We start from the raw sequence: 26,569 nt of genomic DNA on the forward strand, positions 1-26,569 counted from the left end.
CACAATAGCTGTTAGAAAATTGACCTTCAGCTCTGGAAACCGTTATGAAACCTCAACCTTTATTGCATCCAAACCGACTGAGCCGGGCGATCTGGCTTAGCCTTTGTGTTAGCGCAACCACTGCTTTCCCCGTATGGGCAGACGCCGCATTAAGCGGCCGAATCACCGACAACCAACAGCGCCTGTTACCCGGTGCTGAAGTGGTGATCCGTGAACTGAATCTAAGCCGCACCACCGCCGCCGATGGCCGTTTTGTCTTTCCGAAACTGCCGGCAGGTAGCTACACACTGCAGGTGCGTTATGTCGGCGCTGCGCTCGCTGAGCAAGCGGTGATCATCGCCGCCGACCCGCTGCAGCTCGGCGATATCAAACTACGTGCGGTTGATAACAGCCTGGAGCACGTGGAAGTGACAGGCCAGTCCGGCGCCGTCAGTAAAGCATTAAGCCGTCAGCGCAACGCCGCCGGCATCGTCACAGTCGCAAGCACCGATGAAATGGGTCAGTTCCCGGACAGCAATGCCAGTGAAGCCTTGCAGCGCCTGGCTGGTGTATCGGTCGAACGCGATCAGGGCGAAGGCCGTTTTGTCCGGGTGCGTGGTCTGGCACCAGATTACAACGCCGTGACCTACAACGGTACTTCGCTGGCAGCGCCCGAAGCCGGCCGGCGCGCGGTGGCGCTTGATGTGATCCCGTCTGATTTACTCGAATCCGTCGAAGTCAGCAAAACCCTGACGCCGGATATGCCGGCCGGTTCTTTAGGCGGCACTATTGAAATTAAGAGCTTATCGGCGTTTGACCGCAGTAACGACTTCTACAGCTTTACCGCGGAAGCCGGCCACAACAGCCTGGTCGACAAACAAAGCCCGAAAATCTCCGGCGTCGCCACCCGGCTGTTTGATATCGGTGATAACAGCGACAGCCTCGGCATCGCCTTTGCCGCAAGTCTGGCCAAACGTAAATTTGGCTCCGACAACAGCGAAACCGGCGGCAAATGGGATTTCGCTGATGGCAAAGCGGCACTGGAAGAGTTTGAACAACGCGATTATCAAATCAGTCGCGAACGCTTAGGTCTGGCGCTCAACGCCGACTACAGGCCCGACAGTCTGACTGAATACTATGTCCGCACTTTGTACAGCCGTTTTACTGACGACGAAAGCCGGCAAGCGCTAATTACCGAGTTCGACAGTGCCCAACTGGCCGGCGCAACCGGCAAAGGCAAACTGGTACGCGAGCTGAAACAACGCGAAGAACAACAGAGTATCAGCGCTGTGGTGCTCGGCACCAAACAGCAACAAGGTGCTTATGAGTGGCAACTGGAAGCCGGCAGCAGTCAGGCTGATGAAGATACACCGTTTAATATTGCCGGTGCAGCGTTCACCCAGAAGTTCAAAACCGGTTTGGGTTTTCAGGGCGGCGACATGTTGCAACTGATTGCACCGGATGCAGCTTATCTGGCCGACGGTTTCAGCATCGACGAAGTCGAAATGGGCGAAACCTACACTAAAGAGCAGGAGCACAATCTGCGGGCTGATTTGAGCCGCGAGTTTATCGCTGCTGAAGGCGTCTGGCAGCTGAAAACCGGGCTGAAAATCAGTCAGCGCGAAAAAACGGCCCGTGAAACGGTGTGGGCTTTTGAAGATTTCGCCGATGCTGGTGTTCAAGCATTGAGCCTGAGCCAGTACAGTAACAGCAGCGTCGACTTTGCCCCTACCCGCTTTGGCCCTGCAATCAATGCAGCCAATATTTATAGCTTGGTCAATAGCTTAGATAGAAATGATTATATCGACGACGTTGAATCCGCCATCAATAACTTCAAAGCCGACGAACAGTTAACTGCCGCTTACCTGATGGCGCAATGGGAAGGCGACCTGTGGCATTTAGTCGCCGGCGCACGTTATGAGCATGAACAACGTGACAGCAGCGGCATCCGTTATGACGGTGAACAGGATACCTTCACCGCGACCAACGCCGACACCAGCCATGGCGACTGGTTGCCGGCGCTGATCAGCCGTTATCAGCTCAATGAAAACGCGCAAATTCGCGCCTCGTATAGCCGTTCATTGGTGCGGCCGAACTTTGCCCAGCTCGCGCCGGCTTATCTGCTGGAAGAAGACGACGGTGAACTGGAAGCGAGCTTTGGCAATCCGGAATTAAAATCGCTGACCTCAGATAACCTCGACCTCGGGATTGAATATTATGCCGACGGCCTTGGCGTGTTATCTGCCATGGTGTTTTATAAAGATATTCAGCATTTTATCTATCAGGCCGACCTTGCAGGCAGCGCCGGTTATGAGAATTTTGCCGTCGCAGAGACCTATCGCAATGGCGACAAAGCAACTTTAAGCGGGATTGAACTCAATGCCGTGCATCAGTTGTCTGGTTTTGGTAACTGGCTGGACCGGATGCTGCTGTCGGCCAACCTGACGCTAACCCGCTCGGATGCCAGCCTGGGGTATCTCGATGACGGCCAATGGCAACAGCGTGACATTACACTGCCAAGCCAGTCTGATCGCACCGCCAATATTGCGATTGGCTATGAAACTGAAGCCCTCAGTCTGCGCCTTGCCGCCAACTATAAATCAGCCTATTTAGCCGAAGTTGGTGCGCTCGATGACGCGGCCTATGACGTTTTTGCCGACGACCATCTGCAGTTGGATTTTTCCAGTAAATATCAGTGGTCAGACTCAGTGCAGCTGTACTTCAACATCGTCAACCTCAATGACGAGCCGTATTACGCCTATACCGGACAGCGCAATGCCAATTTCCAATATGAACAGTACGGCCGCAGCTTTGCGCTTGGCCTGCAAATCAGCCACTAAGACGGGAGCCTATCAGATGAAATATCCTGTCTTACCATTCTCTATGCTCAGCTGCGCTGCGCTAATGAATCTTTCCGGCTGTCAGCAGCAGGCGAAAATTGCCGATGTCAGTCACAGCGCAGCCAGCCCGCTTGCGTTGCAGCAACTGGCGATCAGTGGCACTTATAGCGCCAAAGCCATTGTCGCGGGCCAGACATTACAGCTGCGCACAGACGCCAATGCGCTGCAAGTACTGGACGCGGCTGGCAAAGTGCTGGCAAGCGCTGCCGGCCGTTTTGAACGACTGACGCTGCTGCAACCACAAGCTGACCAGTTATTTATCAGCGCGGTGGATAAAGAAACCCAGCAGTTATGGTTGTGGCAGTATCAGGCCGACACACTCACACCGCGCTTCAATTACACCTTGACCAGTCGCGTTGCCGAGGACTTGTGCTTTTATCAAAGCAAAGAAAATCAGCAGCTTAGCCTATTTGTCATCGGTGACCGTGGTGGTGCCGACCAGCTGCTGTTACAACAGCAAGACCAGTGGCTGCCACAGCCGCTGCCGATGCGCGTGCTGAACCTGCCGTATGACGCCAAATCTTGCGCAGTAGATAGCAGTAAAGGCGTGCTGTATGTCAGCGAGCCGCAGGGTTTATGGCGCTTTAATGCCGAAGCAGAATCGGACGAAGCCGGCACGCTGATGCAGGCGCGTCAGCCTTTTGGTGCCATTGCCGGCGAAATCAGCGCGCTGCAGTTATTACCCGATGGTCAGTTGCTGGCACTGGAAGCAGAACCGGCTCGCTTGCTGCGCTTTACCCCTGCCGCAGATGATAGTTTCAGTGCGACGGTGTACCAGCTGCCGACGGAGCTTTCTCTGCAGAGTATGTCAATGCAAAGCATGGCTACACAGGGAAACAACCAGGGCATTTCCCTGCAATTCGCTGCCGAGCCGGCGCATTTGCTCGACGTGCAACCGCTGCTAAGCGCGACTTTACCGATCAAGTTACAGCCGCAACAAACTGCAACAGCTATCGTTTTTCCGCAGCTGCAGGCCACACTGGAAACCGCGTCAACCGCCACCCGCGGCGATGTCATCGACGACCCGGCGTTTTGGCATAACGCCACCAATCCGGCGAGCAGCCGCATTCTGGCGACCGATAAACGTTCCGGCCTTGAAGTGTATAACTTGCAAGGGGAACGGGTGCAGCAGCTACCGGTCGGCCGGCTGAACAATGTCGATGTGCGCTATGGCTTGCGCTGGCAGGGCAAACCTCACGATATCGCGGTAGCGAGCCTGCGCAACAATAACAGTCTGCAGCTATTTGCCATTGATGCCGCTGGCGTGTTACACGACGCCGGCCAAATCCAGACCGCGCTGCCGGATATTTATGGCATGTGTCTGTATCAACCCACAACCGGTGAAATCTATGCCTTTGTCAATGACAAAAGCGGCCGCATCGATCAGTTCCGCTTAAGTTCTGACGGCAATCAATGGCAAGGTCAGCGGGTACGCTCGCTCAAAGTGCCATCGCAGCCGGAAGGTTGTGTCGCTGACGATCAAAACCATCAGCTTTATGTTGGTGAAGAAGATGTTGGCGTCTGGACTTTTGCCGCGGATGCAACTGCTGCGGTGACCGGGCAGCTGGTGATCAGCGCCAACGAAGCTGAAGGCCCGCTGGTGGCAGACGTAGAAGGCATGGCGCTATTACCGGCCGGCACTTTTAAGACACAATCCCAACCCTTGCTGCTGATCTCCAGCCAGGGCAATGACAGTTATGTGCTGTATCAGGCCACGCCGCCGTATGCTTTTGTGCAGCGCTTTCGGGTTGGCACCAATCCGGTATTGGGTATCGACGGCAGCTCAGAAACTGACGGCCTGGATCTCACAGTGAAAAGTCTGGGCCCGGCCTTTCCGTTTGGCGCCATCGCCATTCAAGACGGTCGTAACCGGATGCCGGAAGCCGGTCAAAACCTGAAGCTGGTGCCATTACAGCAGCTGGAAGCGGTGTTAAAACGGTAATTGTCAACCGCTGTCGTACGGCGACGCTTACGCTTGCACATACCTACTGCCCCGATAAGAGCGTAGGTATCGGCAAGCAAAGCGCCGCCGTACGTCACGTAACATTCCTATCTCACCACCAAAACCCCTCATATAACTTTTCAGTTATATCCTGCTCCGAAAAAGTATTTAAGGTTATTAAGCCGCTCTGTTTTAATGCAGGCTCTTAGATATTAGGCATATAGATGTCTAAACGGAGGCGCAGATGCAACAGACCCGATTGACCCGCTGGCAACGCTACAGCTTATGGCTGCAACAGGCGTTAATCCGCGCTGAACTTGGGCCCTGGCAGGCGGCTGTCCGTTCTGACAACTCTTCTGTGGCAGAGTCATTATGAGTATTGAAGTCCGGCAACTGCGGAAGAATTTCGGCGATTTTAAAGCTGTGGACAATGTCAGCCTGTCAATCCAAAGCGGTGAACTGACAGCATTACTGGGCCCCTCCGGCTCAGGTAAAACCACGCTGTTGCGCCTGATCGCTGGCCTCGAACAATCCGACAGCGGCAGTATTCTGTTTAACGGCGAAGATATCAGCGACCACCATGTCAGCGAACGCGGCGTCGGTTTTGTGTTTCAGCATTATGCTTTGTTTAAACATATGACAGTGGCAGAAAACGTCGGCTTTGGTCTTAGCGTCAAGCCGAAAAAATTCCGCCCGTCCAACGCTGAAATTCAGAAAAAAGTACAAAAACTGCTGGAACTGGTGCAACTGGACTGGACGGCAGACCGTTATCCATCGCAGTTATCCGGTGGTCAGCGCCAGCGCATCGCGTTAGCCCGTGCTTTAGCGGTCGAACCGAAAGTGTTGTTGCTGGACGAGCCTTTTGGCGCATTAGATGCCAAAGTACGCGCCGAATTGCGCCGCTGGCTGCGCCGGCTGCATGACGAAATCCATGTCACTTCGGTATTTGTCACCCACGACCAGGAAGAAGCGCTGGAAGTCGCCGACCGCATTGTCGTGATGAACAAAGGCCGGGTTGAGCAAGACGGCACGCCGGAACAAGTCTACGACCATCCGGCCAATCCGTTTGTTTACGAATTTTTAGGCACAGTGAACCTGTTTCACGCCCGGGTGCGCGACGGCGATAAACTGGTACAGCCCAGCAGCGCCGACCTGCCGGCTGAAGCCGCGCAACTGGAGCAACTGGGCCTCGCTTATGTGCGCCCGCATGAAATCGACGTGTTGCATGATAAAGAAGAAGACGCCATCGCCGCGCGGCTCGAGCTTATTACTGTGGTCGGCCCCACAGTGCGGCTCGAACTGCAATCGCAACAAGCCGACCAAATTATCCATGTCGAACTGGACAAAACCCGCTTTAAACAGCTCGGTTTATCCGTCGGCCAGCACACCTGGTTAAAACCGCGCTACAGCCGGGTGTTTTTGGGCGAAGGTATTTAATTTCTGCGCAGAGCAAAAATCTGCAATAGCTACCATGAACCGGTTTTGCCCGCTGGCGCGGCGCCGCAGCGGCAAAACCGTCGTTACTTTTTGTAACAGTCGCGCCGCTGTATTGCCGCCCTGTTGCTTTGACCGCCAGCAAATTCAGCTGTTACCATCAGCACTCTGCCCGGTCAGGACCCTGCCTTATGTACCAAAGCATCCATCTGCTGCTACTCGTTGTCAGTTTTGCCCTGCTTTGCAGCCAGTTACTGGTGCGTAAAAAACAGCTGGTGCATCTGCTGTTTGCGGCGTTTTGTGGCTCATTGTGCCTGATGGCACTGAAACGGCTGGGCGGTGCCGAACTTGGTTTTTATCAGTATCTGCTCGGGATGGGCGTGTGCATGACCTGCAACGGCTATTGGTTGTTGTCGCGCGCGTTGTTTCGCAACAGCGATGCCATCAGCTGGCAGCATATATTGGTGGCCGGCACTATTGCGCTGCTGATCATGGCGTCGCAGGGCTTGTCGTTGCTACAGCAGCTGTGGCCGGCCGGACAGCCGCTTTTCACTTCCAGCCGCATCATTTTTAACGAACTGCTGAATTTACTGTCATCCGCGGTGCTGATGCTGACCGCCAGGGAAGCCTGTCGTGGCTACACACAAACCCAGGGCTTTGAGCGCTGGCAACGCCGGCTGTTTCTGGCAACTTTTGGCAGTGCGGTGGTCGTTTGCGCCGTGATCGCCAAAATCTGGCTGCCGGCGCAGGGTGCGGCGGTGCCAATGGAAGTGTTAAGTGCCGGGGCTGCACTGGCTATTCTGTTGATGACTCAATGGTTGATCCACCAGCGCTTTGCCGCGCCAACCCGGGGCTCAACCGGGGCGGCAAAGCCTGCAGATCAACAGCTGGCTATATCAAACGCCATGCCGCCAGCACTGCAGACTCAAGCGGACCTGCTAACGGAATCGAGCTGCAACGCCTCAACTGCGCTGAGTCAGGCCGAATTGGCACTGGCTGTACAACTGCAGCAGCTGCTGTATCTTGACAAACTTTATCTGCAAGCCAATTTACGCCTGACCGATGTTGCGCAGCAGCTGCAGGTGCCGGAATACCGTGTCAGCCGGCTGATACGCAATCAGTTTCAGGCCAGCAATTTTAATTGCTTCATCAACACGTTACGGATAGAGCACGCCAAATCACTGTTGACCGATCCCGACAAACAACAGTGGCCGGTATTAGTAATAGGACTGGAAAGTGGTTTTGCTTCGGTCGGCCCTTTTAGCCGTGCCTTTAAAGCCCAGACCGGCGACACGCCGCACGAATATCGGCTGAAACAACGTGCAACAGCCACGCTGTTGTCGCCGCATCACAGCCCTTGCGGCGGTTCGGTATAAAAAATTGCAGACTGTCCTCGTCAATGTCGCCAACAGTCACATCAGCCAGAAACCATAGCACCCGCTCTGAGCGCTCAGCTGTTTAAGACAAGGATTTGTCCTTGGGCATCAACAACCACAGCACCAGATAAATAACAATAGTGCTGCCAAAAAACACACTGCCCAGTAAAAAGCAGGCTTGCACACCGCCTTTCTTTAAGCCGAAATAGCTGGCTAAACCAGCACAAACACCGCCTGCAATAAAGGACTTACCAAGGGTCAGTTTTTTTGTTTCAGTTAATTCCATATAAATTCCTTCTTGTGAAACACTGGTGCGGCCAGGCTGCGCGTTGTCAGCGATTAAAATCATTTATGTATGAATAAAACCACTCAGTAACTTTGGAGATTAAATAATATAACGGGATAAATATTGTCAGAAAAAAACCTAGATCCATCAGCAACGACAATTCTTGTAAACTAGTAAAAATATCTTCCACCACTTTTTTGATATAAAAAGCAAGTGTGAATGAGACTACCATTGCTACATAAGAAAATTCATCAGTTTTTTTAGACTTCACATCCTTGTTCATCTCATACTATCCAATTAACTATAATTTGGGGGTGGGCAACGCGACGCGTTAGACGTACCAGTCCTGCAGGGGCGATTAACAGCAAATTTTATACAATTTTTGAGTGCTCATTTACAGTGCTCTTAAAAGATACTTTGAGCGGTTGGAAGAATGAATAAATCCATAACCCTGGAACTATAAACAACCATATTACACAGGAAAATACAATCCCAAGCACTGGCCCCATGAAAATACTATAGATCAGACCTTCGATACCGGTCCGATAAATTCCATTCCATTGAATTGTTTCAGCTCCAAATATTGCTGCAATACCACATAAAAGAGAAAATATAGTTAACCCCGTTGTGAAACCAATAAAAAGAATCTTAAAAAGTGATTTTTTAGATATTTTTTTGGCAATAACTTCCACGATACATATTCCCTGTTGTTTTATAACTATCGCCTAAACGGCGAGTAAATTGTTGCGAGTCCAGCGGCCAAAGGCGCGTTTTTTATGACGATTTTTAGCTGCATTTAAGTATGCCGAATACATAAAAAAACAGTTTTAGAGTAAATCATAATCAAGAAACCACTTGGCAGTGAATCCAAAAATAACAATTACAGCACCGAATAACGATGCGTTATTTCGATCTCTATAAGTGCCAAATGCCATTAATGAAAACCCTATAGCTAATGCCAGAAATCCAATTTTTTGACCGTAAAAAATGAAATCAATAAAGTTGATAATACTGAGGAGTACAGCAACAACTAAAAATACTTTACCGTCCCTTTTCATTCTGCATTTGCCTCCGAGCTTGAACCATCATGCAGCTAGCATCCGCAGCACGGGCAAAATTGGAGCGCAGCGGAAAATTTGGCCCAGTGCCTACGTTTGTTAGCCATGTTTACTTCTTAACAGCAATTACTGTTAATGTTTGCAGGTCTTTAAAGGGGTGAACATTTATTAAAATCTTCACTTCTTCGTTTACTTCAATACTGTCATCACCAGTTCCTTGTACATATAAATCTTGACCATCCATGCTCACTAAATAACCTCTGTACTTTAATCCGTTGCGGCTCATTTCTGTTACGTTTTTTACTACTGCGTAATTTTCTTGTTTATATGAGTCCATATTCGTTTTAACTGTGTCTTGCATATAGTTGTAATACGGCAGAACCCAATAAAGTGATGCCAACAGCAATATGTGGAAAACCACAGAAGTGACTATTAAATATTTACTTAGGAATTTCATCTATACATCCTTGTTTGAGGTGTGGCTAACGCCCCGCTTAGGGGCAAAAATACGTGGGCTATAATATCGAGCGAAGCGAGGACAGCCCACGTGTTTTTGTCCAAGCAAGCTCCGCTTGCGTCTACAGCGGTTTGTTATACCGCTACACCACACCTTGCTCAAAGTTGGGTAATGTAGCGATTTGATTAACCCACTGAAGTTGTGACTCACAATAAATATTGATTGCAGGTTTAAGATTCGGAGCGTTGTCTATTGAACCCAAATATAAAATTTTTAGGCCAGCAAGTTTAGGATTTTGATTATATATTGGAGTACCGCAATTATCGCAGAAACTTTTGGATGCGTTTTCTGATACTTGCACTGCTTTCAATACACCACTCTTTAAAATAAAGCCTTCTTCTGCAACAACTACGTATGATGAAAATGCACTTCCATTCATTTTGCGGCAAAGATTACAGTGACAATTAACGATAGCTCTGATCTCATACGATGAACTAAATTGAACACTCTTACAGTTACAACTTCCTTCCATGAAACATCCTCTAAGATGAACAAGCGGTATAACGACCCGCGCATGCGCGCGAACTTGTGAGCGTCGCTGCAGCCGAAGGCTGCAAATGACGCGGCTTGTTATAAGGTGCCAGATTGAAACACATAGCTTGCAGCCTTGATTTTTATGACATCACCACTTTGCATTTGAATAGTAAACTCTGTGCCCGATGCCTTTGCATCTAAGATTGAGTTAGATGCCCCCCACTCGTTGAACCGAGAGCATTCAAACATAGTGACTGATGAAAAACTTAATAAATAATGGACTGCCGCCTCGCCTTTAATTACAAATGCAGACACAGACAATATGATCTCAGCACTGCTCCAATCGACAACTATTGTTTTTAACACGGCATCATGCAGCGGTAATTTATCAAAACTCAAGCCGTGCTCCTTGGCTTATAACTGTCCGCGCATGCGCGCGAACTTGTGAGCGTCGCAGGGCTGAAGGCCCTGAATGCCGCGGTTTGTTATGTGTTTTTGTAGTAAACAATTGCTCGCCTCGCTAAGATCTTAGAAAAAATCGAAAATAAAATTCTACCCTGCTCAACGACTCTTTAATTTTTTTTAAACTTTGATTCTTCAATAGATTTTTTAACTACCTCACACTCAAAACTCCCTTTTATGCATGTATAGCTGACTGCAAGAGCTTTTTTATTAAAATAGCCCATATATACCTGCATATAGAAAATTTGCTTTTTATTTCGATCTGGTCTGAAATAAACTTCAAACATCTTAAATTCAATTTTATCTATGTAAACATTCCGAATGAAACTTGCTTCAACTTCTGTATTAGATGAAAGCAGCATCATCTGACTTGATAGATGCTCTTTATAATCCCACGCTACTCGTTCAAAATCATCTATTTCTTTTGGAATTGAAATGACTTCAGAAGTAAACCTATTAAACGATGAATCAGTCTTAAGCATAAATATTTTTTGATCCTGAAGTCGACTTTCGAAGTCATCACCAAGTCCAACAGTGCGTCCGTATTTTTCAATAACACTGTTAATTTCATATCCTGCTTGGGCTGTCCAATAACTTGGTAACGTAAAACTCCATCCGATAGGATCAAATTTATATTCAACGTGCTTAGTTTCGCTCTTTACTGACCAAGTCATAATGAATGCAAAAATAGACAGAGCTAAACAGACTTTTCTTATCACGTATGTTTCCTAAAAAAATAACATCGCTACCTTAGAGGGGCGATTAACATTTGCTTTTTATGTGATAACTCTAAACTCGGGCTCTACTTTACTATCAGCATTTCCCTCAGGCTGGATTTCGGAAATAGATACTCGATATTTTCCATAATTCTCATTAAGACTGGATTTAATTACAAGAATCGCAATTGGTACAACTGCCAACCAGGAACAAACACTACCGATAATATTTACCAAAGGGTCATTTCCACCTGTAGCAATCATACCAATCATCGCTCCAAAAAAACCGCCAGCAAATGAGAATGGAATTCCAAAGACTATTGTTTTCCAAGTAATATTCCACCAAATTCTCATTGAGACTACAAATGATGGGGAAATTTCTTCGTGCATGATTACTCCTTAAACATAACGCCAGCGGCACGGGCGAGCGGAACGAAGTGTAGCGAGTCCAGCGCACACAGTGCGCGGCGTGCCCGCCTTTGTTAGGGATGGGGAACTAAGGTGCATGTTAACTCCCTTTTTCCCGATGACTGACGGCAAGCAGATAACCAATGAGAAGGCCGAGTACGCCAATGACTGGCAGTACATATTGCGCAAACCAGGCAACATACTGTACCGGTTGAAAGCGTGCGACGTGAGTTGTCCAGTCTGTGGGAAGTGAATATCCAGCGTAAAAAAGTATTGGCTCTAATAAGGAGGCAATACCGGCGATAGCAATAAAGCAGGCTGAGCCACGAAATCCGCGCAGAAAAGAGAAAATCGAGATCAAAATCCAAAGTATAGGCACGGCCCAAATCAAAATATCATTGAGAAGCATGTTGGATTCGCTGTCCATAGTAATACCTAACGTTGCGTTCACCTGCGGATTGTAAGTAGCGCGTTGCGATAAACTTCGCGCAGCGATATTGCAAAAGCGCTACTTACAATGCGTCAGGTGCAATGCCTTGTTAAATGAAGCAGGCTCGGCACAACCTACCTTTAGCTTTAATGAGCTACTGATTTAGAAAAAATATTTAATACAATTACGCCACAGAGTATTAATGAAATACCAATAATTGCAGGAAAATCCAATTTTTGCCCGTATACAAACCAAGAAATAGCAGCTACAGCTACTATGCCTAAACCAGCCCATATTGCATATGCAATACCAACAGGAATGGTTCTTAGTGCCAACGATAAAAAGTAAAAGGCTCCAACATAACCAATAACAACAATAATAGAAGGAATTACCCTTGAAAATTCTTGGCTTGCTTTAAGAGATGAGGTTGCTACGACCTCACAAAAAATTGCAACCCCTAAAAATAACCATGATTTCATTTTTTACTCCTGGAAATTGAAGGCGGTTTAATTCTAAGCTTCAATTCGGAGATAAAACAGTCTTGTCAATATTCTTCTGTTGTGTGCACTTTCTTGATGCTGTGGCCATTTAACGCGTAGCACACGGGCGACGAGCCGCGCAGCGTGTTGGCGTCCCAGCGACCAACGGGAGCGAGTGCTGCGTATTGTTAGGGCTGACTTGCATATTGAACCCAAATACTTTCAGTTGGATGATGTTCTTTAATTGTTTCAATTGCATCCTCCAACTCGCTTCTGATTGCCCCGCTGACGGGGTGATTAAATCTGGTAACATTTACGCCTTTTGCAACCAACTCTTTGTGGTTGAGTTCCGTTAATACATTGCTACCTGCCCAAATAGCAACACCAGGCAATTTAACGACTTCATCCAGAGCTCGTACTTCAAGTATCAGATAAACCATGCTGAAGCCCTAACGATTAAGCTAACGGGAGAGCAAAAGCGTAGCTTTTGCGAGTCCAGCGAACGAAGTGAGCGACAGTTGAGCGCATTGTTAGGTGCCGGTGCCATCTGCGCGTAGGACTCTAAGCTCTTTTACCGCTGCATCGAAGTTGTTTAGTGCGTTACTAATTATGGCGTCTACTTGGGATTGGATTTCCTGTGCTTTAGGAGTGGGCGCTGGTAGCTGCGCTAACCATTGGGAAATTCGACTGTGCCGCTCTGTTAGTAGGGTTTGAGTGGTTGCTTTGCGTGTGAGAAAAGACTGCCATGACTCCTCTCTTTTCTCATCGCCGTTGCAGCGTGAGCAGGAAAGGACATGGTTGTAGATGCTGTTACTTCCGCCAAGCGCTGACGAGACAACATGATCCATGTGGCCTGTACGTGATTCCCGTGGAATCTCAACTCCGCAGTAGGCGCATGAAGATTGAAAATACTGCCACAGCAGATCAATTTCGGCTTTGGATGGATATGGATCAATGACGGCAAGCAATGATCTTCTGATCATATTCTTTGCCATTGATGGTGTGTTTTTAGCCATGACTGCTGTGGTACCTAACGTTGAGCGCACGCGCGCGAACCTTGGTGAGCGTCGCTGCGGCCGTAGGCCGCAAGTGCCGCGCCGTGTTAGCCGAAAGCCCGAATAAGGGCAACGCTAAAAACAAAACAACGCCGCATGCGCAAATTTAAAACTTACCCCGCAAACGGCTGACTTTTGCAGCTTGGCTGCCATAAAGCTCTGAGCGGAGCCTGTAAATAATTGGTGAAAACCAAATTACCAGAAGGGAAACGGAGAACGTAATTGCCGTTTGCACTTTACCCAAGCAACGAACTGCCCGAACAAAGCCACCTCCCTGGTGTTGGCTGCAAAACCTGCCGAAAACTTTAAAACCGATTAACGGCTAACTATCAAATTTAGCGCGGCAAAACGCGCATGCGTTTTGCCGTCGCAGCCCATGCGCAGCGTGGGCGAATAACATTTGCTTGTTATACGCCATTAACCAACTCTATTACTGCACTGACAGAACTTAAAAGCAGAAGCTTGTTTTCATGTGGCACGTTATGGCCAGTTTTATTAGTAACCATATGGATAGAATTGGCATTATCGCGGATCAGTGATTGGTGCAAGTTCCGCCAGATTTTTTTACCTTGAACACTATGGCCAATCCACCAATCGCTTTCATTTAATTTTGATGATGTAACTATTACTACAGGAATTTTATTGGCAATATTGTCATCAGCAATCATTTTTCGATGATATATCCCCTGCAGAATATTCCATTCAGGTTGGTTATTCATCATGCCGTTTAATTTCGTGCTATCGCGTTCCGTCCATTTTGAGTCGTATTTACTTAATTCACTATCAAACAACTCATGGCTTGGATCGAGCAAAAGTAACCCTTTTACCCGCTCAGGATAAGAAGCAGCAAATGTTCTGACATGCAATCCACCAAATGAGTGACCAAGTAAGATAATATTTTCTTTGACGTTAATCGCTGTAAGCAGTTTTTCAAGTCGTCTATTTGAAGCTGCTAAACTAACGTCATTGGCAGTCTGAGATTTACCATTCCCAGCACGAGAATATATAACTGTTCTGATGTGTAATTTTGAAAGGTCAGCTAACAGGGGTTGCCAGTAAGCCAAGCCCATTCCAATACCGGATTCAATCACCAAAGTTTTGCTTCCTGCACCAAAATCGATGTATTCCAGTTGAATGCCATCAATAACTAAGACTTTTGATTCCTGCGGTTGCGCAACGGCTTCATTGGCAATTAATAAAATTAACAATAATGTGAAACGAAGAATCAAGCGCAACTCCTGTGCGTATAACGTTGAGCGCACGCGCGCGAACCTTGGTGAGCGTCGCTGCGGCCGCAGGCCGCAAGTGCCGCGACGTGTTAGCCGAAAGCCCGAACAACGGGAGCACGAAAACCCAAACAACGCCGCACGCGCAAATTTAAAACTTACCCCGCAAACAGCTGACTTTTGCAGCTTGCTGCCATAAAACGCTGAGCGGAACCTGTAAACAATTGGTGAACACCAAACTACCAGAAGGGAAACGGAGAACGCAATTTCCGTTTGCACTTTACCCGAGCAACGAACTGCCCGAACAAAGCCACCTCCCTGGTGTTGGCTGCTAAACCAGCCAAAAACTATAAAACCCGATTAACGGCTAACATATTAATCAACGGCAAAACGCACGGTTTTAAGCCTGCGCTATGCCTTTGATGTTTTTTAACATCCGTTAACACTACCGAAAAAAGCTACAGATCTCAATCTCTTCGTCGCTGCTGCACGCTTTGTGAAAACCGAAAGCGTGCGTGGTGCCTTTGATCCAACTTGAAACATTAAATTTACATTCTACAGTTAGATTTTTGCGCTGCAGAGGGAACTGCGATGGCGTCGTCATTTTTACAGCAAGTTGCGGACTATATGCGCACCCGGCGTTATGCCAAGCGCACCATTGAAACTTATCTGCACTGGATCCGGTTTTATATTCTGTTTCACAAAAAGCAGCACCCGTCGCAGCTCGGCAATGCTGAGGTCGAACTGTTTTTAACCTGGTTGGCTGTGGAACGGCATGTGGCGTTTAAAACCCAAAGCTCGGCATTGAATGCGCTGGTGTTTTTATACCGTGAATTCTTGCAACAACCGCTCTCCTTACAACTTAACTTTAATGCGGCGAAAACTCCGCCCAAACTGCCAGTGGTACTCACCCGCGTTGAAGTCGGCGCACTGTTACGTTGGATCGACCCCAAATATAAGCTGGTGGCTCAGCTGCTGTACGGTAGTGGTTTACGCTTAATGGAAGCGGTGCGACTGCGCGTGAAAGATATCGATTTTGATTATTTGTCGGTGATGGTGTGGCAAGGCAAAGGCAATAAAAACCGGCGGGTGACGCTGGCCAGTGAGCTAGTCCCGGCTTTGCGCCAGCAAATCATCCATGTCGAACGCTTGCTCGATGCCGACTTGCAAAACCCGGTTTATAGCGGTGTTTGGCTGCCTTATGCGCTGGCATTGAAAAATCCGGCGGCGCCCAAGCAGCTCGGTTGGCACTACCTGTTTCCATCGAATCAGCTCAGTCGGGACCCGGAATCAAAGCTTATCCGCCGCCACCATCTTGATGAAACTTGTGTGCGTAAGGCGATCAAATTTGCCGCCTTTCAGGCTAAGATCGGCAAAAACGTCACTTGCCACACCCTTAGACATTCATTTGCGACGCACTTATTAGAATCCGGTGCCGATATCCGCACCGTGCAGGAACAGCTCGGTCATAGCGACGTGAAAACCACGCAGATTTATACCCATGTATTAAGCCGGGGCGGCAATGCCGTAAAAAGCCCGTTGAGTTTGTTGTTGCATGGGGATGGAGGGGCGGTTTGATTTGGATGAGTAGGTGCAATCGTGTGATGACCAGGCTAGCCACGGCGGATGGCGTGTGGCGATAACCACAGGGCACGGCATGTGATGTACGGCGACGCTAACGCTCGCCGATACCTACCCGGCACCTACGCGCTGCCTACGGTCCGTTCAAGACCGTAGGCTCCCCCACTACAACTGCAGTAAAAACGGTGAATCGCTGGCCTGTAAAGCGGTGAAGTCGGCTTTGGAACTCAAACCGTGCCAGTTGATTTCAATCAGGCTTTGCGCCACGGCGCCGCCGAGTGCGGTGCCGGGGCCGAGCAAAATCAGCTGGTCTGGGGCAAATTCGCGTACCGCTACTTGCACCGCGGTTTTAAAGTCGTAATCGCTGCTGACCTGGCTTTGGAAAGTGTAGTAGCGCAGCAACTCCGGGTTCACTGGTAAATCTGGCCAGATATGGCCCTGGCCGTCAATCAGCGGCAGTTTCGGCTGGTTAAAATACTCAGCGGAAAAGCGCGCTAGGGCTTGATCAGACGCGTCCTGCATCAGCGGGCTGTGAAAGGCACTGTGGCCGGCCAGTTGCATCGGGAAGCGTTCGTCGACCGGCGGTAACTGCGCTAAGGCCTGTTTCACCGCTGGTGTAGTGCCGGACAGCACCGCATAACCGCCATACTGAATCGAGCGGTACATGCCGGGGATTTTCAGCGCCGCCACCACGGCAGCTAAGCGCGTCGCGTCAGGTTGCCAATATTCGTTGAGTACCGGATAAATTAGCTGGCCGCCAGTATCGCCATTAATGCCCTTGCAGTTGGCGGTTAAGCCCGCCATCGCCGACATAATCTCAGTACCGCTGTCGACATCCCACACCCCGGCACAGCTCAGCGCCGTATACCAGCCCATCGAATTGCCGGTGACAGCCACCACTTCGTACTCGTCCGGGTTTATGGCGTTAAATTGGCACAGGCCAGCAGCATAAATCAGCGCGGCGTTATTAACAGGCAATTGGTGGCGAGCTGGCAAGTATTTGTCGGCGCTGTCGAGCGCAGACACGGTTTCTAACCCAAGCTGCGCCCGTACCCGGTCGATTTGGTTTAAAAGCTCAGTGTCGTAAAAGGGTTTTAAGCAACCAAATTCGTTTTTCTGATAAGTACCCCGGCCCGGGCAAATCACCACGGCAGTTTTTTTGCTCATTTTTCTGCTCCATGCAACATTAACGCTGCCTCAACAATGGCGCCTTTTGACGGCAACACGTGATAAGCCGCGGCGCCAAGCGGGATAAAACTGTCTTCAGCACAAAGCCGGCTGATGTGATAGTGGTTTGGCTGCAGCTCGTGTAGCGCAGTAAACAACTCTTCGCTAAGGCTGCCGCGTTTGCGGCATTCATCAACAATCAGCACTTTGCGGCAATCACCGATGGCGGCGGCAATTTTGTCAGCATGCAGCGGCACTAAATAACGAATGTCCAGCACGCGGGCGCGAATTCCCTGTGCTGCCAGTAATTGTTGCGCCTGGCGCGACAGATAAAAGCCGTTGGCGTAGCTGACTATGACTAAATCAGCGGCAGCAGTCGCATCCGCCTCCACTACCGCAGGCGTACCAAATTCCGGCAACACCGCATCCGGCGCTGGCAATTCAAAGGTCCAGCCGTTATCACCGGGCTCATGTAAATCGCGTGTCATATACAGCGCAATCGGCTCTAAAAACACGATTAAACGGTTGTCGCGATACGCCAGATCCACCGCCTGACGTAGCAATAACGCGGCGTCTGCGCCATTCGACGGGCAAATCAGCAGCAGGCCCGGGATGTCGCGGAATACGGCAAAGCTATTGTCATTGTGGAAATGACCACCAAAACCGCGCTGATAGGCCAGGCCGGCGATGCGCACCACCATCGGGTTTTGATATTGGCCGTTGGAGAAAAACGGCAGCGTTGCCGCTTCGCCGCGGATTTGGTCTTCGGCGTTATGCACATAAGCCAGGAACTGAATTTCCGGCATGGCCAATAAACCCTGTTGCGCCGCGCCAATGCCCAGGCCCAGAATACTTTGTTCATCCAAAAGCGTATTAATGACGCGGTTCGGGCCATATTGCTGCACCAGTTGCTGCGTCACGCCATAGACACCGCCTTTTTTACCGACGTCTTCACCCATCATCACCGCCGTTGGGTAGCGGGCGAAAATCTCGTGCAGCGTCCAGTTAATCAGCTTCGCCATATGCTGCGGCTTGCCGAGGTTATGTTTGTCAAAGCCAAGCGCCGTGCTGCGCTCAGCCAGCGGCAGCGCTGGTTTGCCACTTGGTGGCGGCACAATCGATTTCATCACAGAAGCCGCATCCGGCAGTTTGGGTCTTTGTGTCGCTTCAAACGCGACGCGGGCAATCTGCTGATCGAGATGTTCAATCTGCGCCGCCAGCTGTGCTGTGGTTTCGACGTCGCGGCTCAGCAATAAGGCAGTCGCATACAGCAGCGGGTCTTGCTCCAGTTCGCCTTCGATTTGTTCTTTTTTCCGATACGCCACTTCGGCATCGGCACCGGCGTGGCCAAACAACCGGTAGGTTTTTAAATGCAGCAGCGCCGGTTTGCGTTTACTGCGAACAAACTCGACCGCCGCCTGCGCCGCGCTGTACACGTCGCCTAAATCGCGTGAATCGGCGGTAAAAGTCTGCATATGCGGCGACAAACTATGCGCAATCCAGCCGCACGGCGTCGGTGTAGAAATGCCTAAGCCATTGTCTTCACACAAAAACAGCACCGGCACCGGCACATGTTGGTAATCCGCCCAGCAGGCGGCATTAATCGCGCCCTGCGCGGTGGAATGATTCGCCGAGGCATCACCAAAACTACAAACGGCAATAGCGCCATGCGGCCAGTTGCCGTCGATGCCCAAACGCTCGGATAAATCGATGGCAAAACCGGTCGCAACAGCTTTAGGTAAATGCGAGGCAATGGTCGAAGTTTGTGGCGGCACACAGAGTGGCAAACTGCCGAGCACTTTATGGCGGCCACCGGAGATCGGGTCTTCGCTGGAGGCGGCGAAGCTCAGCAGCATGTCATACAACGGCGTGCTGCCGTTTAACTGCTTGCTGCGCTCAATAAAAAAGGCGCCACTGCGATAGTGCAAAAACGCCGGATCGGTGCGGTTTAGTACATGGGCCACCACCGCATTGGCTTCGTGGCCGCTTGAGCCTATGGTGTAAAAACTCTGGCCTTTGGCCTGCAGCAAGCGGGAGCGTAAATCCAGCAGCCGGCTTTGTAACATCGACTGAAAAATTTGCGCCAGTACGGGCGTTGGCAGCTGGTCGGCGCTGGAGACAGGGGTTGGCAGGCGGCCATCACGCACGCGCTGGATGTAGCTTAAAGCCCAGGGATGGAATTCTTGCTGGCTCATCGGAAGTCCTTGGTTTTATTTTTAATTCTCAACTCAGGCGTGCCGCTGTTGATGCTGCCACCGCTGCCCGGCAAGCGGGCCACAGTTTGGGATAAGCAGACCCTCTGCGGCATGGGTGCTGTCGGGATCTCAACAAGTCAGTAATCTGACTTGTTGCCGACTGCACGGGTTTTGCTCTGCAAAACCCCGGCTTGCCGCAGAGGAGCCTACATGGATGTATTCACGGCGTGTCTGCGTTCCCAAGCTTTGGCCTGCCTCAACCAGGCCGACCTCAGAAAAACGCCTGCAGCCCGGTAATAGCGCGCCCCAAAATCAACGCATGGACATCGTGCGTGCCTTCGTAGGTGTTGACCGCTTCTAAGTTCATCACGTGGCGAATCACATGGTATTCGTCGGCGATGCCGTTGCCGCCGTGCATATCGCGGGCGATGCGCGCGATTTCCAGCGCTTTGCCGCAGGAATTGCGTTTAATCAGGCTGATGGTTTCAACCGGTAATTGACCGGCGTCCATCAGGCGGCCGGCTTGTAAGCAGCCGAGCAGGCCTAAGTTGATGTCGGTCTGCATATCGGCCAGTTTTTTCTGAATGAGCTGAGTTTGTGCCAAAGGTCGGCCGAATTGTTGCCGGTCCAGTGTGTATTGGCGGGCGGCGTGGAAGCAGAATTCGGCGGCACCCAGTGCGCCCCAGGCGATGCCGTAGCGGGCTTTGTTCAAACAGCCAAAGGGGCCGGACAAACCGCTGGCGTTGGGGAGTAACTGTTCTTCCGGCACAAAAACTTCGTCCATGACGATTTCGCCGGTGATGGATGCACGCAGGGAAAACTTGCCTTCAATTTTCGGTGCGCTGAGGCCTTTCCAGCCTTTTTCTAAGATAAAACCGCGGATGACGCCGTCTAACTTGGCCCAGACCACAAACACATCGGCGACCGGGCTGTTGGTGATCCACATTTTCGCGCCGGACAGCACATAACCGCCGTCGACCTTTTTCGCTGTGGTACGCATGCTGGCCGGATCTGAACCGGCGTCTGGTTCGGTGAGACCAAAACAGCCAATCCATTCACCAGTGGCCAGTTTCGGCAGATATTTCATCCGCTGTGCTTCATTGCCGTAGGCGTGGATTGGGTGCATTACTAAACTTGATTGCACCGACATCGCGCTGCGGTAGCCGCTGTCGACGCGCTCCACTTCGCGGGCGACTAAACCATAACTGACGTAATTGACGCCGGCACAGCCGTATGTTTCCGGCAAAGTCGCGCCCAATAAACCGAGTTCGCCTAATTCGCGCATGATCTCAACATCAAAGTGTTCATGGCGGTTGGCCAACAGCACCCGGCTCATCAACCGGTCCTGGCAATAATCGTGGGCGGCTTGTTGGATCATACGTTCTTCGTCGGTTAACAAGGCCTGGAAAGAAAACGGGTCTTGCCAGTTAAAAGCGGTTTTGCTCATCAGAAAGGCTCCGGTACGGGCGTTGGGCTGATATTTTCAGCCGCGCTAAGATGTTGATTGCCATCTTATTGACGGCGGGTTTAAAGTTAAATCATATAGAAACTGTCACACCTATAGGAATTCCCTATGGACACACGTCAGCTGGCTTATTTTGTCGCGGTTTATGAGCAGCGTAGCATCAGTGCGGCGGCGCGCCAGCTCGATATTGCCCAGCCGTCGGTGTCCAGCGCGCTGCAGCAGCTGGAACAGCAACTCGGCACCTTGTTGTTTATACGTTTACCCAAAGGCGTTCAGCCCACTGAAGACGCCGAAAGGCTCTATGTGCAGGCTTGTCAGTTATTGAGCCAGATGCAGGCGTTGCAGGCGTCTTTTAACAAACCAGCCAAGCGGCTGTTGTTTCGGCTGGGGTTAGTCAAAGCGCTCGGTGTCGAGCGGATGAGCCAGCTGCTGAAAGAATTTAACAGCCTGCTGCCGGGGCTGGAGCTGCATCTGGTGGAGCCGGACGAACCTTGTGATGCGCGTATTATCAATATCCGCCAGCTCAAAGCCGGCGAGTTGTATCAACCGCTGTGGATCGACTCCTATTTACTGGCATTACCGGCGCAGCATCCGTTATGCACGCAAGCCGAGATCCAACTGACTGATTTTAAAAAGTTACCGCTGATTAAACGCACGCCGTGCGAAGCCTGGGATCAGGTCGCGCTGGCGCTCAGTAAAGCCAATATCAAACCGCAAATTCGCGCCAATATTCATACTATCGAATACGCCATCGGCCTGGTCGGCGCCGGCATCGGCTGTGCTTTGCTGCCGGATTTTGAGATGCAGAAATTCCGCCCCGATCTGCAATACCGCGCCATTCAGGGCCCGCTCCTCACCCGCGAATTGGTGCTGGCTTTTGATAAAAACCAACAGCACCAACGCGCGGTGAAACTGTTGTGTGAGATTGCCGCGCGCGCCGGCTAGCAGCAATCAGTTTATTGCGCACCGCAGCGCCGGGCGATAAGCCTCGTCGGAACGCCGCATCATCTCCTGACATTTGTCACCTGCTCTTGCTGATTGCTGACACTGCCGATCTTGCTGCCGGAGCGCCATCATGCTTGCAACAACGCCAGGGTGGCGTTACTCAAGGAGCATACCGTATGAAAACCACCTCACACACTTTACGTCTGACCATGCGTTCAGTCTTTTTACTGGGGGCTCTGGCGGTCAGCCAGCTGGCGCCTGCGGCTGAGACAGTATCTGGCCCGCTGAATGCAATTGACCTTGCCAGCCAACAACTGGATGTCCAGGCGCTGCAGCAATTCAGCCAGCAAGCGCAGGACGATTATCAATTCGCTTATGCCCAATACCGACTCGCTGTTACAGCTTCAGTGCGGGCGGATGAAGCGGTGTTAAAGCCGGCTTTAGAAGCGGCAGCTGATCGGCTGGAGCAGCTGATCGCCGCAGAGCCGGCAGCAACTTTAAAAGCCGAAGCACTGGCCTTGCTGGCGTTGACCCGTGGTATGCAGGCTGGCTATTACCCAATCAAAGGCATGTATTACGGTCAAAAATCTGACAAAGCGTTGCAAACTGCCACTGCGCTGCAGCCGCAGAATCCCCGGGTCACGCTCGCTGCGGCTATTCTGGCTTATCAGACTCCAACCTTATTTGGTGGTGACAAAAAAGCGGCATTGCAACACGCCAATGCCGCCATTAGCGCCTTCGCCGCACCTTGTCAGGAAATTTGCTGGGGCCAGGCCGAAGCTTATGTCTGGCGTGGTCTGGCAAAAAAAGCAGAAGGTGATCTGAGCGGTGCCAAAGCCGACTGGCAACAGGCGCTGCAACTGGCACCAGACTACAGCTGGGCGAAAAAACTGCTGCAAGGCGCCTAAGCACCAAAGCTTGTGACAAACGAATACACCGGGCTGTTTCTGCCCGGTGCAGTGTTTAAGATCAGGGGGCGAACCATGCAAACCAACACCATGCGACGCGGTTATCTGGTGTATCTCGGCTTTTATTTTCTACCGCCGCTGCTGCAACCCACGCCGCTATGGCAGTGGGCAATTCTGACCTCAGCACTTGGCGCTTTTTTGTTTATCTATCAAAAGCTTGACCAGGCACAGCCAGCAAAACGCTGGTGGTGGCTGGCGGGGTTATCGGCCATTGCCAGCGCGGTGACACCACTGAACAGCGGCAGTATGGCGATGTTTGCTTATATCAGTTTTTTTCTCGGTTTCTGGTTAAATGGCGGCCGTTTTATCGCCGCCATCCTGCTGTTATTGCTGTGGCAGGCCGCGCTGTTGTGGCTGTGGCACCCACAGCTCTGGTTGCAGGCTTACGCAGTCATTGTCGCGCTGGGTGTCAGTGTCACCGGCATCGTCGAGCGGATTCGACTACAGCATCAGCAGGCGCAACAACGCAGTGACGCCGAACTGCAGTTAATGGCCCGCCAGCTGGAACGCGAGCGCATCGCGCGTGATTTGCATGATTTGCTCGGGCATAGCCTGGCCAGTATTGCGTTGAAAGCCGAGCTCGCCGACGTCTGGCTGGCACAACAACAACCGCAGGCGGCCCGGCAGCAACTGGCCGATTTACAGCAGCTGGCACGGCATAGCCTGTTGCAGGTACGCCAGACCATCAGCGGCTACCGGCAGCAAGGGTTGGATGTGCTGTTGCCGGAATTGTTAGCCTTGCTGCGCAGCAACGGCTGGCATTGTCTGGTCGATGCAGATTTAACCGCGCTTGCAGCACAAAGCCCGCCGGAGCTGGAACTCTGCCTGACTGAGCTTTGCACCAACCTGTTGAAACACAGTGATGGCAATGAACTGTTTTTGCAGGCCCGTTTGCTGTCGGGAAATGACGGCCACTACTGGCAACTGCAACTGCAGGACAATGGTCAGTGCAGCAACCTGGTCCCCGGCTGCGGCTTAACCGGCATCCGTCAGCGCTTACAGGCGCTTGGCGGTAGCTTTAGCTGGCAGCTGGCGCCCACTCGTTTTGTCTTGCGCTGGCCTTGTCAGCAACCAACTACTTGCAGGGAGCACGCCGCATGAACATCCTATTCGCCGAAGATCAGGCCATTTTACGCAGCACCCTGGCGACTTTGCTTCGGATGCTCGGCCAGCATCAGGTCACTGAGGCACAAGACGGCCAGCAAGCCCGGCAACTGCTGCGCCAACAGCACTTTGATTTATTGCTCACCGATATCGAAATGCCCGGTTTTAGTGGTTTGGAACTGGTGGAAATACTACAGCAAGAACAACAGCATAAGGCCGAGCGCCAGCGCTGCAAACTGATGATCCTGACCACCTTTTCCCGCGCTGGTTATGTGCGCCGAGCCTTGCAGGCCGGGGTCGACGGTTTTGTGTTAAAAGACAGCCCGGCCACGGAGTTACTGACCGCCATCGATAAAGTGATGGCCGGCGGCAAAGTGATAGCACCGGAACTGGCGATGCTGGCGCTGGGGCAGGACAATCCGCTGCACGACAAAGAGCGCCGCGCACTGCGGCTTTGTAGTGAAGGCAAAAGTACCAGCGACATTGCGGCGATGTTGTTTTTGGCAGAAGGCACTGTGCGCAACTATTTGTCCGATGCCATCAATAAGCTTGATGCCGCCAATCGGGTTGATGCTGCCCGCATCGCCCGTCAGCGTGGCTGGTTATAAGTTTGTCTGACCCGACGGGCTGAGGGCAGTATGGCTAAGTATTTCAACGCACACGCACAGAGCCCGCCGCTGCGGCGGTGCCGCTTTGTTCGAACCTTTGGTCAAAGATCGGTGATCGCGCCATGTAATTTTTGATCAGCACGCGAGAGTCAGGGCTCAGCCAATCCAGCAGGGCTGAACGGTATTGCGGGTCTTGCCGCAATTGCTGCAACGCCTGATTCACTGCTTTTATCTGCTCTTTCGCATGCTCGTTGATACTGCAGGCAACATAGACTTCGGTGACTGCAGGTAAACCTAGCAGCGGTAGCGCCTTCAGCTGAATGTCCGGGAAATCCTGCGCCAGGTAATGCATGCGGTCGGCATACTCCAGCACATAGTCGGCGCGGTTAGCTTTGAGCATTTGCGCCAGATTAGTTTCAGTGGCCGAGACCTGAATAAACTCATTCAGATGCTCTGAAATAGGTGCCGGGTAAGTACGGTGCTGCTCCACCATACCCCGCCAGGCTTGGCCAAACAGCCAGCTCAGGTCAACCGCATTTTTCCCTTCCAGCTGACGCCACAACGGGTGGTCAGCTCTGGCCACCAACTGCAGATTCGGGATCACTGCGACAGGTTCAGAGAATTGCAAAAACGTCTGGCGCTGCGGGGTTTTCAGCAAACCAAATAAACAATGTGATTTTTGCTGTTGCATCATTTGCTGACGCATCGTCAGCGTCGAGATATGCAGCTGATGGTCGTATTGTGGCAACGCCGCAATCAGCCGGTTCAGCATCACATCATATGCGCCTTGCCCCTGTTGCGGTCCCTGCAGAATATTCACCGGTGGCCAATCCCGGATAAACCAGTCCATGGTGTCAGCCAGGGCACTGTGCGCAATCGCCAGTAACCCAAACAACCATACACCCAGCCTGTACATGTCAGCCTCTTTATTATTGTCTTGCTGTATACAAAGCATACACAGTTTTCTGTGACGATAAAGCCCGACTTTCGCTTCAGCGACTGATCTTCTGTTGTTTCATCTGTTGCAGATAAGCCAGCACCGCATCAATCTCGGCGTCACTGAAAAAATGAAAGGCCGGCATTTTTGACTGATAACGGTAGGATTCCGGTTTTTTGATGAAGGCTTTTAAATCATGCTGTTGCCAGTACTCAGTGACGTTCTTCGGCGCGTTCAGTTCTGGCCCAAGCACCCCGCCCTGCAGATTGATCGAATGGCATTTCAAACAATGTTGTTTAAACAGCGCAAAACCCTGCTGTACCTGTGCTGACGCGCCTGCCGCCGGGATCACCTGCGCGTACCGGTCGCGAAAACGGATTAATTCAATCTTGACCAGCTGATAGGGCCAGGCGAAATGTTCTGCGGCTTTAGCGGCACCGGGCCAGACCAGATAAAACGGCGCCGGCGATATTAAACCTTTACCTTGCTGCAGCGGCGTGAACTCAAAGTCCGGCTTGCCGGCCTCAGCAAATACCAGCATCGCCTGCTGTTGCTGCAGCTGCGCCGCGGCAAGCGTTGGGGCATAGCCGTCGCTGGCGGTCAGCACCAGCGTGTCGTCCTCCTGCAGCGGCGGAAAGCCGGTTTTTTCCAGTAATTTGCTAAAGTTGAAACCGCGGTAATTTTTGCGCTGGTTATAAGAGGGGTCATCCAGACTGACTTGCTGCACCGGCAGTTGCTGTTGCAACTGCGCCAGCGTCCAGTGCTGACTTTGGCCACTGTGGACTGTGGTTAATACCGGCGTCGCCCCGACCGCAAAGACCCAACAGCACAACAATATTCCGAATAATTTCATCACC

The 26,569-nt window shown here is 51.2% G+C and carries 27 protein-coding genes; 10 read left to right on the forward strand and 17 right to left on the reverse strand.

The genetic code is table 11. The features are described 5' to 3' along the window. The first annotated feature begins 44 nt into the window (after nucleotides 1–44). The 5 genes from Q399_RS0114620 (at nucleotide 45) to Q399_RS0114640 (ending at nucleotide 7,631) form a co-directional block, all read left to right on the forward strand. A complete protein-coding gene (locus tag Q399_RS0114620) occupies nucleotides 45–2,819 on the forward strand; it encodes a TonB-dependent receptor (RefSeq protein ID WP_031569651.1) in 2,775 nt (924 codons plus the stop codon). A gap of 16 nt (nucleotides 2,820–2,835) precedes the next feature. Further along, on the forward strand, nucleotides 2,836–4,821 hold the full coding sequence (locus tag Q399_RS0114625; RefSeq protein WP_031569653.1) for a phytase: 1,986 nt from the start codon (nucleotides 2,836–2,838) through the stop codon (nucleotides 4,819–4,821). 244 nt (nucleotides 4,822–5,065) lie between these two features. Beyond that, a complete protein-coding gene (locus Q399_RS22485; RefSeq protein ID WP_281172246.1) occupies nucleotides 5,066–5,197 on the forward strand; it encodes a hypothetical protein in 132 nt (43 codons plus the stop codon). Then, nucleotides 5,194–6,258: a sulfate/molybdate ABC transporter ATP-binding protein gene (locus tag Q399_RS0114635; protein WP_031569655.1), complete on the forward strand. Its 1,065-nt coding sequence runs from the start codon at nucleotides 5,194–5,196 to the stop codon at nucleotides 6,256–6,258. Before Q399_RS22485 ends, Q399_RS0114635 begins: the two co-directional genes overlap by 4 nt. 188 nt (nucleotides 6,259–6,446) lie before the next feature. After that, nucleotides 6,447–7,631 carry a helix-turn-helix domain-containing protein gene (locus Q399_RS0114640; protein WP_051686028.1) on the forward strand — a complete coding sequence of 395 codons (1,185 nt, stop codon included), beginning with the start codon at nucleotides 6,447–6,449 and terminating at the stop codon, nucleotides 7,629–7,631. 82 nt (nucleotides 7,632–7,713) lie between these two features. On the opposite strand, the gene Q399_RS0114645 is transcribed toward Q399_RS0114640, so the two are convergent. The 12 genes from Q399_RS0114645 to Q399_RS0114705 form a co-directional block, all read right to left on the reverse strand. Further along, complete coding sequence (locus tag Q399_RS0114645) at nucleotides 7,714–7,917, reverse strand: PspC domain-containing protein (protein ID WP_031569659.1); 204 nt, start codon at nucleotides 7,915–7,917, stop codon at nucleotides 7,714–7,716. Nucleotides 7,918–8,288: 371 nt separating this feature from the next. Continuing rightward, on the reverse strand, nucleotides 8,289–8,609 hold the full coding sequence (locus tag Q399_RS0114655; protein WP_031569663.1) for a hypothetical protein: 321 nt from the start codon (nucleotides 8,607–8,609) through the stop codon (nucleotides 8,289–8,291). Nucleotides 8,610–9,084: 475 nt separating this feature from the next. Next, nucleotides 9,085–9,432: a hypothetical protein gene (locus tag Q399_RS0114665; protein WP_031569666.1), complete on the reverse strand. Its 348-nt coding sequence runs from the start codon at nucleotides 9,430–9,432 to the stop codon at nucleotides 9,085–9,087. Between the two features lie 142 nt (nucleotides 9,433–9,574). Next, the gene (locus Q399_RS21945; RefSeq protein ID WP_084164363.1) at nucleotides 9,575–9,964 is read right to left on the reverse strand and encodes a GFA family protein; all 390 of its coding nucleotides are present in this window, start codon (nucleotides 9,962–9,964) and stop codon (nucleotides 9,575–9,577) included. 98 nt (nucleotides 9,965–10,062) lie between these two features. Beyond that, nucleotides 10,063–10,365, reverse strand: a complete 303-nt coding sequence (locus tag Q399_RS0114670) for a hypothetical protein (RefSeq protein WP_031569669.1) — start codon at nucleotides 10,363–10,365, stop codon at nucleotides 10,063–10,065. A 173-nt stretch (nucleotides 10,366–10,538) separates the two neighbouring features. Beyond that, a complete protein-coding gene (locus Q399_RS0114675) occupies nucleotides 10,539–11,147 on the reverse strand; it encodes a hypothetical protein (protein WP_031569670.1) in 609 nt (202 codons plus the stop codon). Nucleotides 11,148–11,204: 57 nt separating this feature from the next. Next, on the reverse strand, nucleotides 11,205–11,534 hold the full coding sequence (locus Q399_RS0114680; protein ID WP_031569672.1) for a hypothetical protein: 330 nt from the start codon (nucleotides 11,532–11,534) through the stop codon (nucleotides 11,205–11,207). Nucleotides 11,535–11,652: 118 nt separating this feature from the next. Further along, nucleotides 11,653–11,979, reverse strand: a complete 327-nt coding sequence (locus Q399_RS0114685; protein WP_031569673.1) for a hypothetical protein — start codon at nucleotides 11,977–11,979, stop codon at nucleotides 11,653–11,655. 149 nt (nucleotides 11,980–12,128) lie between these two features. Next, a complete protein-coding gene (locus Q399_RS0114690; RefSeq protein WP_031569676.1) occupies nucleotides 12,129–12,461 on the reverse strand; it encodes a DMT family transporter in 333 nt (110 codons plus the stop codon). 188 nt (nucleotides 12,462–12,649) lie between these two features. Next, nucleotides 12,650–12,901, reverse strand: a complete 252-nt coding sequence (locus tag Q399_RS22155) for a hypothetical protein (protein WP_031569677.1) — start codon at nucleotides 12,899–12,901, stop codon at nucleotides 12,650–12,652. A 90-nt stretch (nucleotides 12,902–12,991) separates the two neighbouring features. Then, nucleotides 12,992–13,507, reverse strand: coding sequence for an HNH endonuclease (locus tag Q399_RS0114700; protein ID WP_157836318.1), 516 nt, complete (start codon nucleotides 13,505–13,507; stop codon nucleotides 12,992–12,994). Between the two features lie 416 nt (nucleotides 13,508–13,923). After that, the gene (locus Q399_RS0114705; RefSeq protein WP_031569681.1) at nucleotides 13,924–14,745 is read right to left on the reverse strand and encodes an alpha/beta fold hydrolase; all 822 of its coding nucleotides are present in this window, start codon (nucleotides 14,743–14,745) and stop codon (nucleotides 13,924–13,926) included. Nucleotides 14,746–15,333: 588 nt separating this feature from the next. Between Q399_RS0114705 and Q399_RS0114710 the strand changes: the two genes are divergently transcribed. Further along, nucleotides 15,334–16,320, forward strand: coding sequence for an integron integrase (locus Q399_RS0114710; protein WP_031569683.1), 987 nt, complete (start codon nucleotides 15,334–15,336; stop codon nucleotides 16,318–16,320). A 168-nt stretch (nucleotides 16,321–16,488) separates the two neighbouring features. On the opposite strand, the gene Q399_RS0114715 is transcribed toward Q399_RS0114710, so the two are convergent. From Q399_RS0114715 to Q399_RS0114725, 3 genes are all read right to left on the reverse strand, one after another. Next, on the reverse strand, nucleotides 16,489–17,490 hold the full coding sequence (locus Q399_RS0114715; RefSeq protein WP_031569684.1) for a malonyl CoA-ACP transacylase: 1,002 nt from the start codon (nucleotides 17,488–17,490) through the stop codon (nucleotides 16,489–16,491). Further along, entirely contained in the window at nucleotides 17,487–19,685 is a 2,199-nt protein-coding gene (locus Q399_RS0114720; RefSeq protein ID WP_037046153.1) for a thiamine pyrophosphate-dependent enzyme, read from the reverse strand. Before Q399_RS0114720 ends, Q399_RS0114715 begins: the two co-directional genes overlap by 4 nt. Nucleotides 19,686–19,956: 271 nt before the next feature. Further along, a complete protein-coding gene (locus tag Q399_RS0114725) occupies nucleotides 19,957–21,132 on the reverse strand; it encodes an acyl-CoA dehydrogenase (RefSeq protein WP_031569686.1) in 1,176 nt (391 codons plus the stop codon). Nucleotides 21,133–21,258: 126 nt separating this feature from the next. Between Q399_RS0114725 and Q399_RS0114730 the strand changes: the two genes are divergently transcribed. The 4 genes from Q399_RS0114730 to Q399_RS0114745 all read left to right on the forward strand — a co-directional run bounded on the left by Q399_RS0114730 (nucleotide 21,259) and on the right by Q399_RS0114745 (nucleotide 24,775). Continuing rightward, a complete protein-coding gene (locus Q399_RS0114730; RefSeq protein ID WP_031569687.1) occupies nucleotides 21,259–22,095 on the forward strand; it encodes a LysR family transcriptional regulator in 837 nt (278 codons plus the stop codon). Nucleotides 22,096–22,271: 176 nt separating this feature from the next. Beyond that, the gene (locus Q399_RS0114735; RefSeq protein ID WP_051686029.1) at nucleotides 22,272–23,003 is read left to right on the forward strand and encodes a tetratricopeptide repeat protein; all 732 of its coding nucleotides are present in this window, start codon (nucleotides 22,272–22,274) and stop codon (nucleotides 23,001–23,003) included. A gap of 75 nt (nucleotides 23,004–23,078) precedes the next feature. After that, on the forward strand, nucleotides 23,079–24,164 hold the full coding sequence (locus Q399_RS0114740; protein WP_051686030.1) for a sensor histidine kinase: 1,086 nt from the start codon (nucleotides 23,079–23,081) through the stop codon (nucleotides 24,162–24,164). Continuing rightward, the gene (locus Q399_RS0114745) at nucleotides 24,161–24,775 is read left to right on the forward strand and encodes a response regulator transcription factor (RefSeq protein WP_031569692.1); all 615 of its coding nucleotides are present in this window, start codon (nucleotides 24,161–24,163) and stop codon (nucleotides 24,773–24,775) included. Before Q399_RS0114740 ends, Q399_RS0114745 begins: the two co-directional genes overlap by 4 nt. 43 nt (nucleotides 24,776–24,818) lie before the next feature. Here Q399_RS0114745 and Q399_RS0114750 read toward each other — a convergent pair whose 3' ends face one another. Together Q399_RS0114750 and Q399_RS21695 are read right to left on the reverse strand one after the other, a co-directional pair. Continuing rightward, nucleotides 24,819–25,691, reverse strand: coding sequence for a TIGR02285 family protein (locus tag Q399_RS0114750; protein WP_157836319.1), 873 nt, complete (start codon nucleotides 25,689–25,691; stop codon nucleotides 24,819–24,821). A 76-nt stretch (nucleotides 25,692–25,767) separates the two neighbouring features. Next, on the reverse strand, nucleotides 25,768–26,565 hold the full coding sequence (locus tag Q399_RS21695) for a c-type cytochrome (protein WP_051686031.1): 798 nt from the start codon (nucleotides 26,563–26,565) through the stop codon (nucleotides 25,768–25,770). Between the last annotated feature and the right edge of the window lie 4 nt (nucleotides 26,566–26,569).

The sequence above is a fragment of the Rheinheimera texasensis DSM 17496 genome (assembly GCF_000711985.1).
In the GTDB taxonomy this organism is placed as follows: Bacteria; Pseudomonadota; Gammaproteobacteria; order Enterobacterales; family Alteromonadaceae; genus Pararheinheimera; species Pararheinheimera texasensis.

What these genes read in the sequence shown, in the direction of transcription:
- Q399_RS0114665 (WP_031569666.1), bottom strand. Translation starts at nt 9,432, where the DNA reads ATGAAATTCCTAAGTAAATATTTAATAGTCACTTCTGTGGTTTTCCAC.
- Q399_RS0114645 (WP_031569659.1), bottom strand. Translation starts at nt 7,917, where the DNA reads ATGGAATTAACTGAAACAAAAAAACTGACCCTTGGTAAGTCCTTTATT.
- Q399_RS0114710 (WP_031569683.1), top strand. Translation starts at nt 15,334, where the DNA reads ATGGCGTCGTCATTTTTACAGCAAGTTGCGGACTATATGCGCACCCGG.
- Q399_RS0114720 (WP_037046153.1), bottom strand. Translation starts at nt 19,685, where the DNA reads ATGAGCCAGCAAGAATTCCATCCCTGGGCTTTAAGCTACATCCAGCGC.
- Q399_RS0114725 (WP_031569686.1), bottom strand. Translation starts at nt 21,132, where the DNA reads ATGAGCAAAACCGCTTTTAACTGGCAAGACCCGTTTTCTTTCCAGGCC.
- Q399_RS0114680 (WP_031569672.1), bottom strand. Translation starts at nt 11,534, where the DNA reads ATGCACGAAGAAATTTCCCCATCATTTGTAGTCTCAATGAGAATTTGG.
- Q399_RS21945 (WP_084164363.1), bottom strand. Translation starts at nt 9,964, where the DNA reads ATGGAAGGAAGTTGTAACTGTAAGAGTGTTCAATTTAGTTCATCGTAT.
- Q399_RS22155 (WP_031569677.1), bottom strand. Translation starts at nt 12,901, where the DNA reads ATGGTTTATCTGATACTTGAAGTACGAGCTCTGGATGAAGTCGTTAAA.
- Q399_RS0114685 (WP_031569673.1), bottom strand. Translation starts at nt 11,979, where the DNA reads ATGGACAGCGAATCCAACATGCTTCTCAATGATATTTTGATTTGGGCC.
- Q399_RS22485 (WP_281172246.1), top strand. Translation starts at nt 5,066, where the DNA reads ATGCAACAGACCCGATTGACCCGCTGGCAACGCTACAGCTTATGGCTG.
- Q399_RS0114620 (WP_031569651.1), top strand. Translation starts at nt 45, where the DNA reads ATGAAACCTCAACCTTTATTGCATCCAAACCGACTGAGCCGGGCGATC.
- Q399_RS0114690 (WP_031569676.1), bottom strand. Translation starts at nt 12,461, where the DNA reads ATGAAATCATGGTTATTTTTAGGGGTTGCAATTTTTTGTGAGGTCGTA.
- Q399_RS0114750 (WP_157836319.1), bottom strand. Translation starts at nt 25,691, where the DNA reads ATGTACAGGCTGGGTGTATGGTTGTTTGGGTTACTGGCGATTGCGCAC.
- Q399_RS0114730 (WP_031569687.1), top strand. Translation starts at nt 21,259, where the DNA reads ATGGACACACGTCAGCTGGCTTATTTTGTCGCGGTTTATGAGCAGCGT.
- Q399_RS0114740 (WP_051686030.1), top strand. Translation starts at nt 23,079, where the DNA reads ATGCAAACCAACACCATGCGACGCGGTTATCTGGTGTATCTCGGCTTT.
- Q399_RS0114635 (WP_031569655.1), top strand. Translation starts at nt 5,194, where the DNA reads ATGAGTATTGAAGTCCGGCAACTGCGGAAGAATTTCGGCGATTTTAAA.
- Q399_RS0114745 (WP_031569692.1), top strand. Translation starts at nt 24,161, where the DNA reads ATGAACATCCTATTCGCCGAAGATCAGGCCATTTTACGCAGCACCCTG.
- Q399_RS0114640 (WP_051686028.1), top strand. Translation starts at nt 6,447, where the DNA reads ATGTACCAAAGCATCCATCTGCTGCTACTCGTTGTCAGTTTTGCCCTG.
- Q399_RS0114625 (WP_031569653.1), top strand. Translation starts at nt 2,836, where the DNA reads ATGAAATATCCTGTCTTACCATTCTCTATGCTCAGCTGCGCTGCGCTA.
- Q399_RS21695 (WP_051686031.1), bottom strand. Translation starts at nt 26,565, where the DNA reads ATGAAATTATTCGGAATATTGTTGTGCTGTTGGGTCTTTGCGGTCGGG.
- Q399_RS0114715 (WP_031569684.1), bottom strand. Translation starts at nt 17,490, where the DNA reads ATGAGCAAAAAAACTGCCGTGGTGATTTGCCCGGGCCGGGGTACTTAT.
- Q399_RS0114735 (WP_051686029.1), top strand. Translation starts at nt 22,272, where the DNA reads ATGAAAACCACCTCACACACTTTACGTCTGACCATGCGTTCAGTCTTT.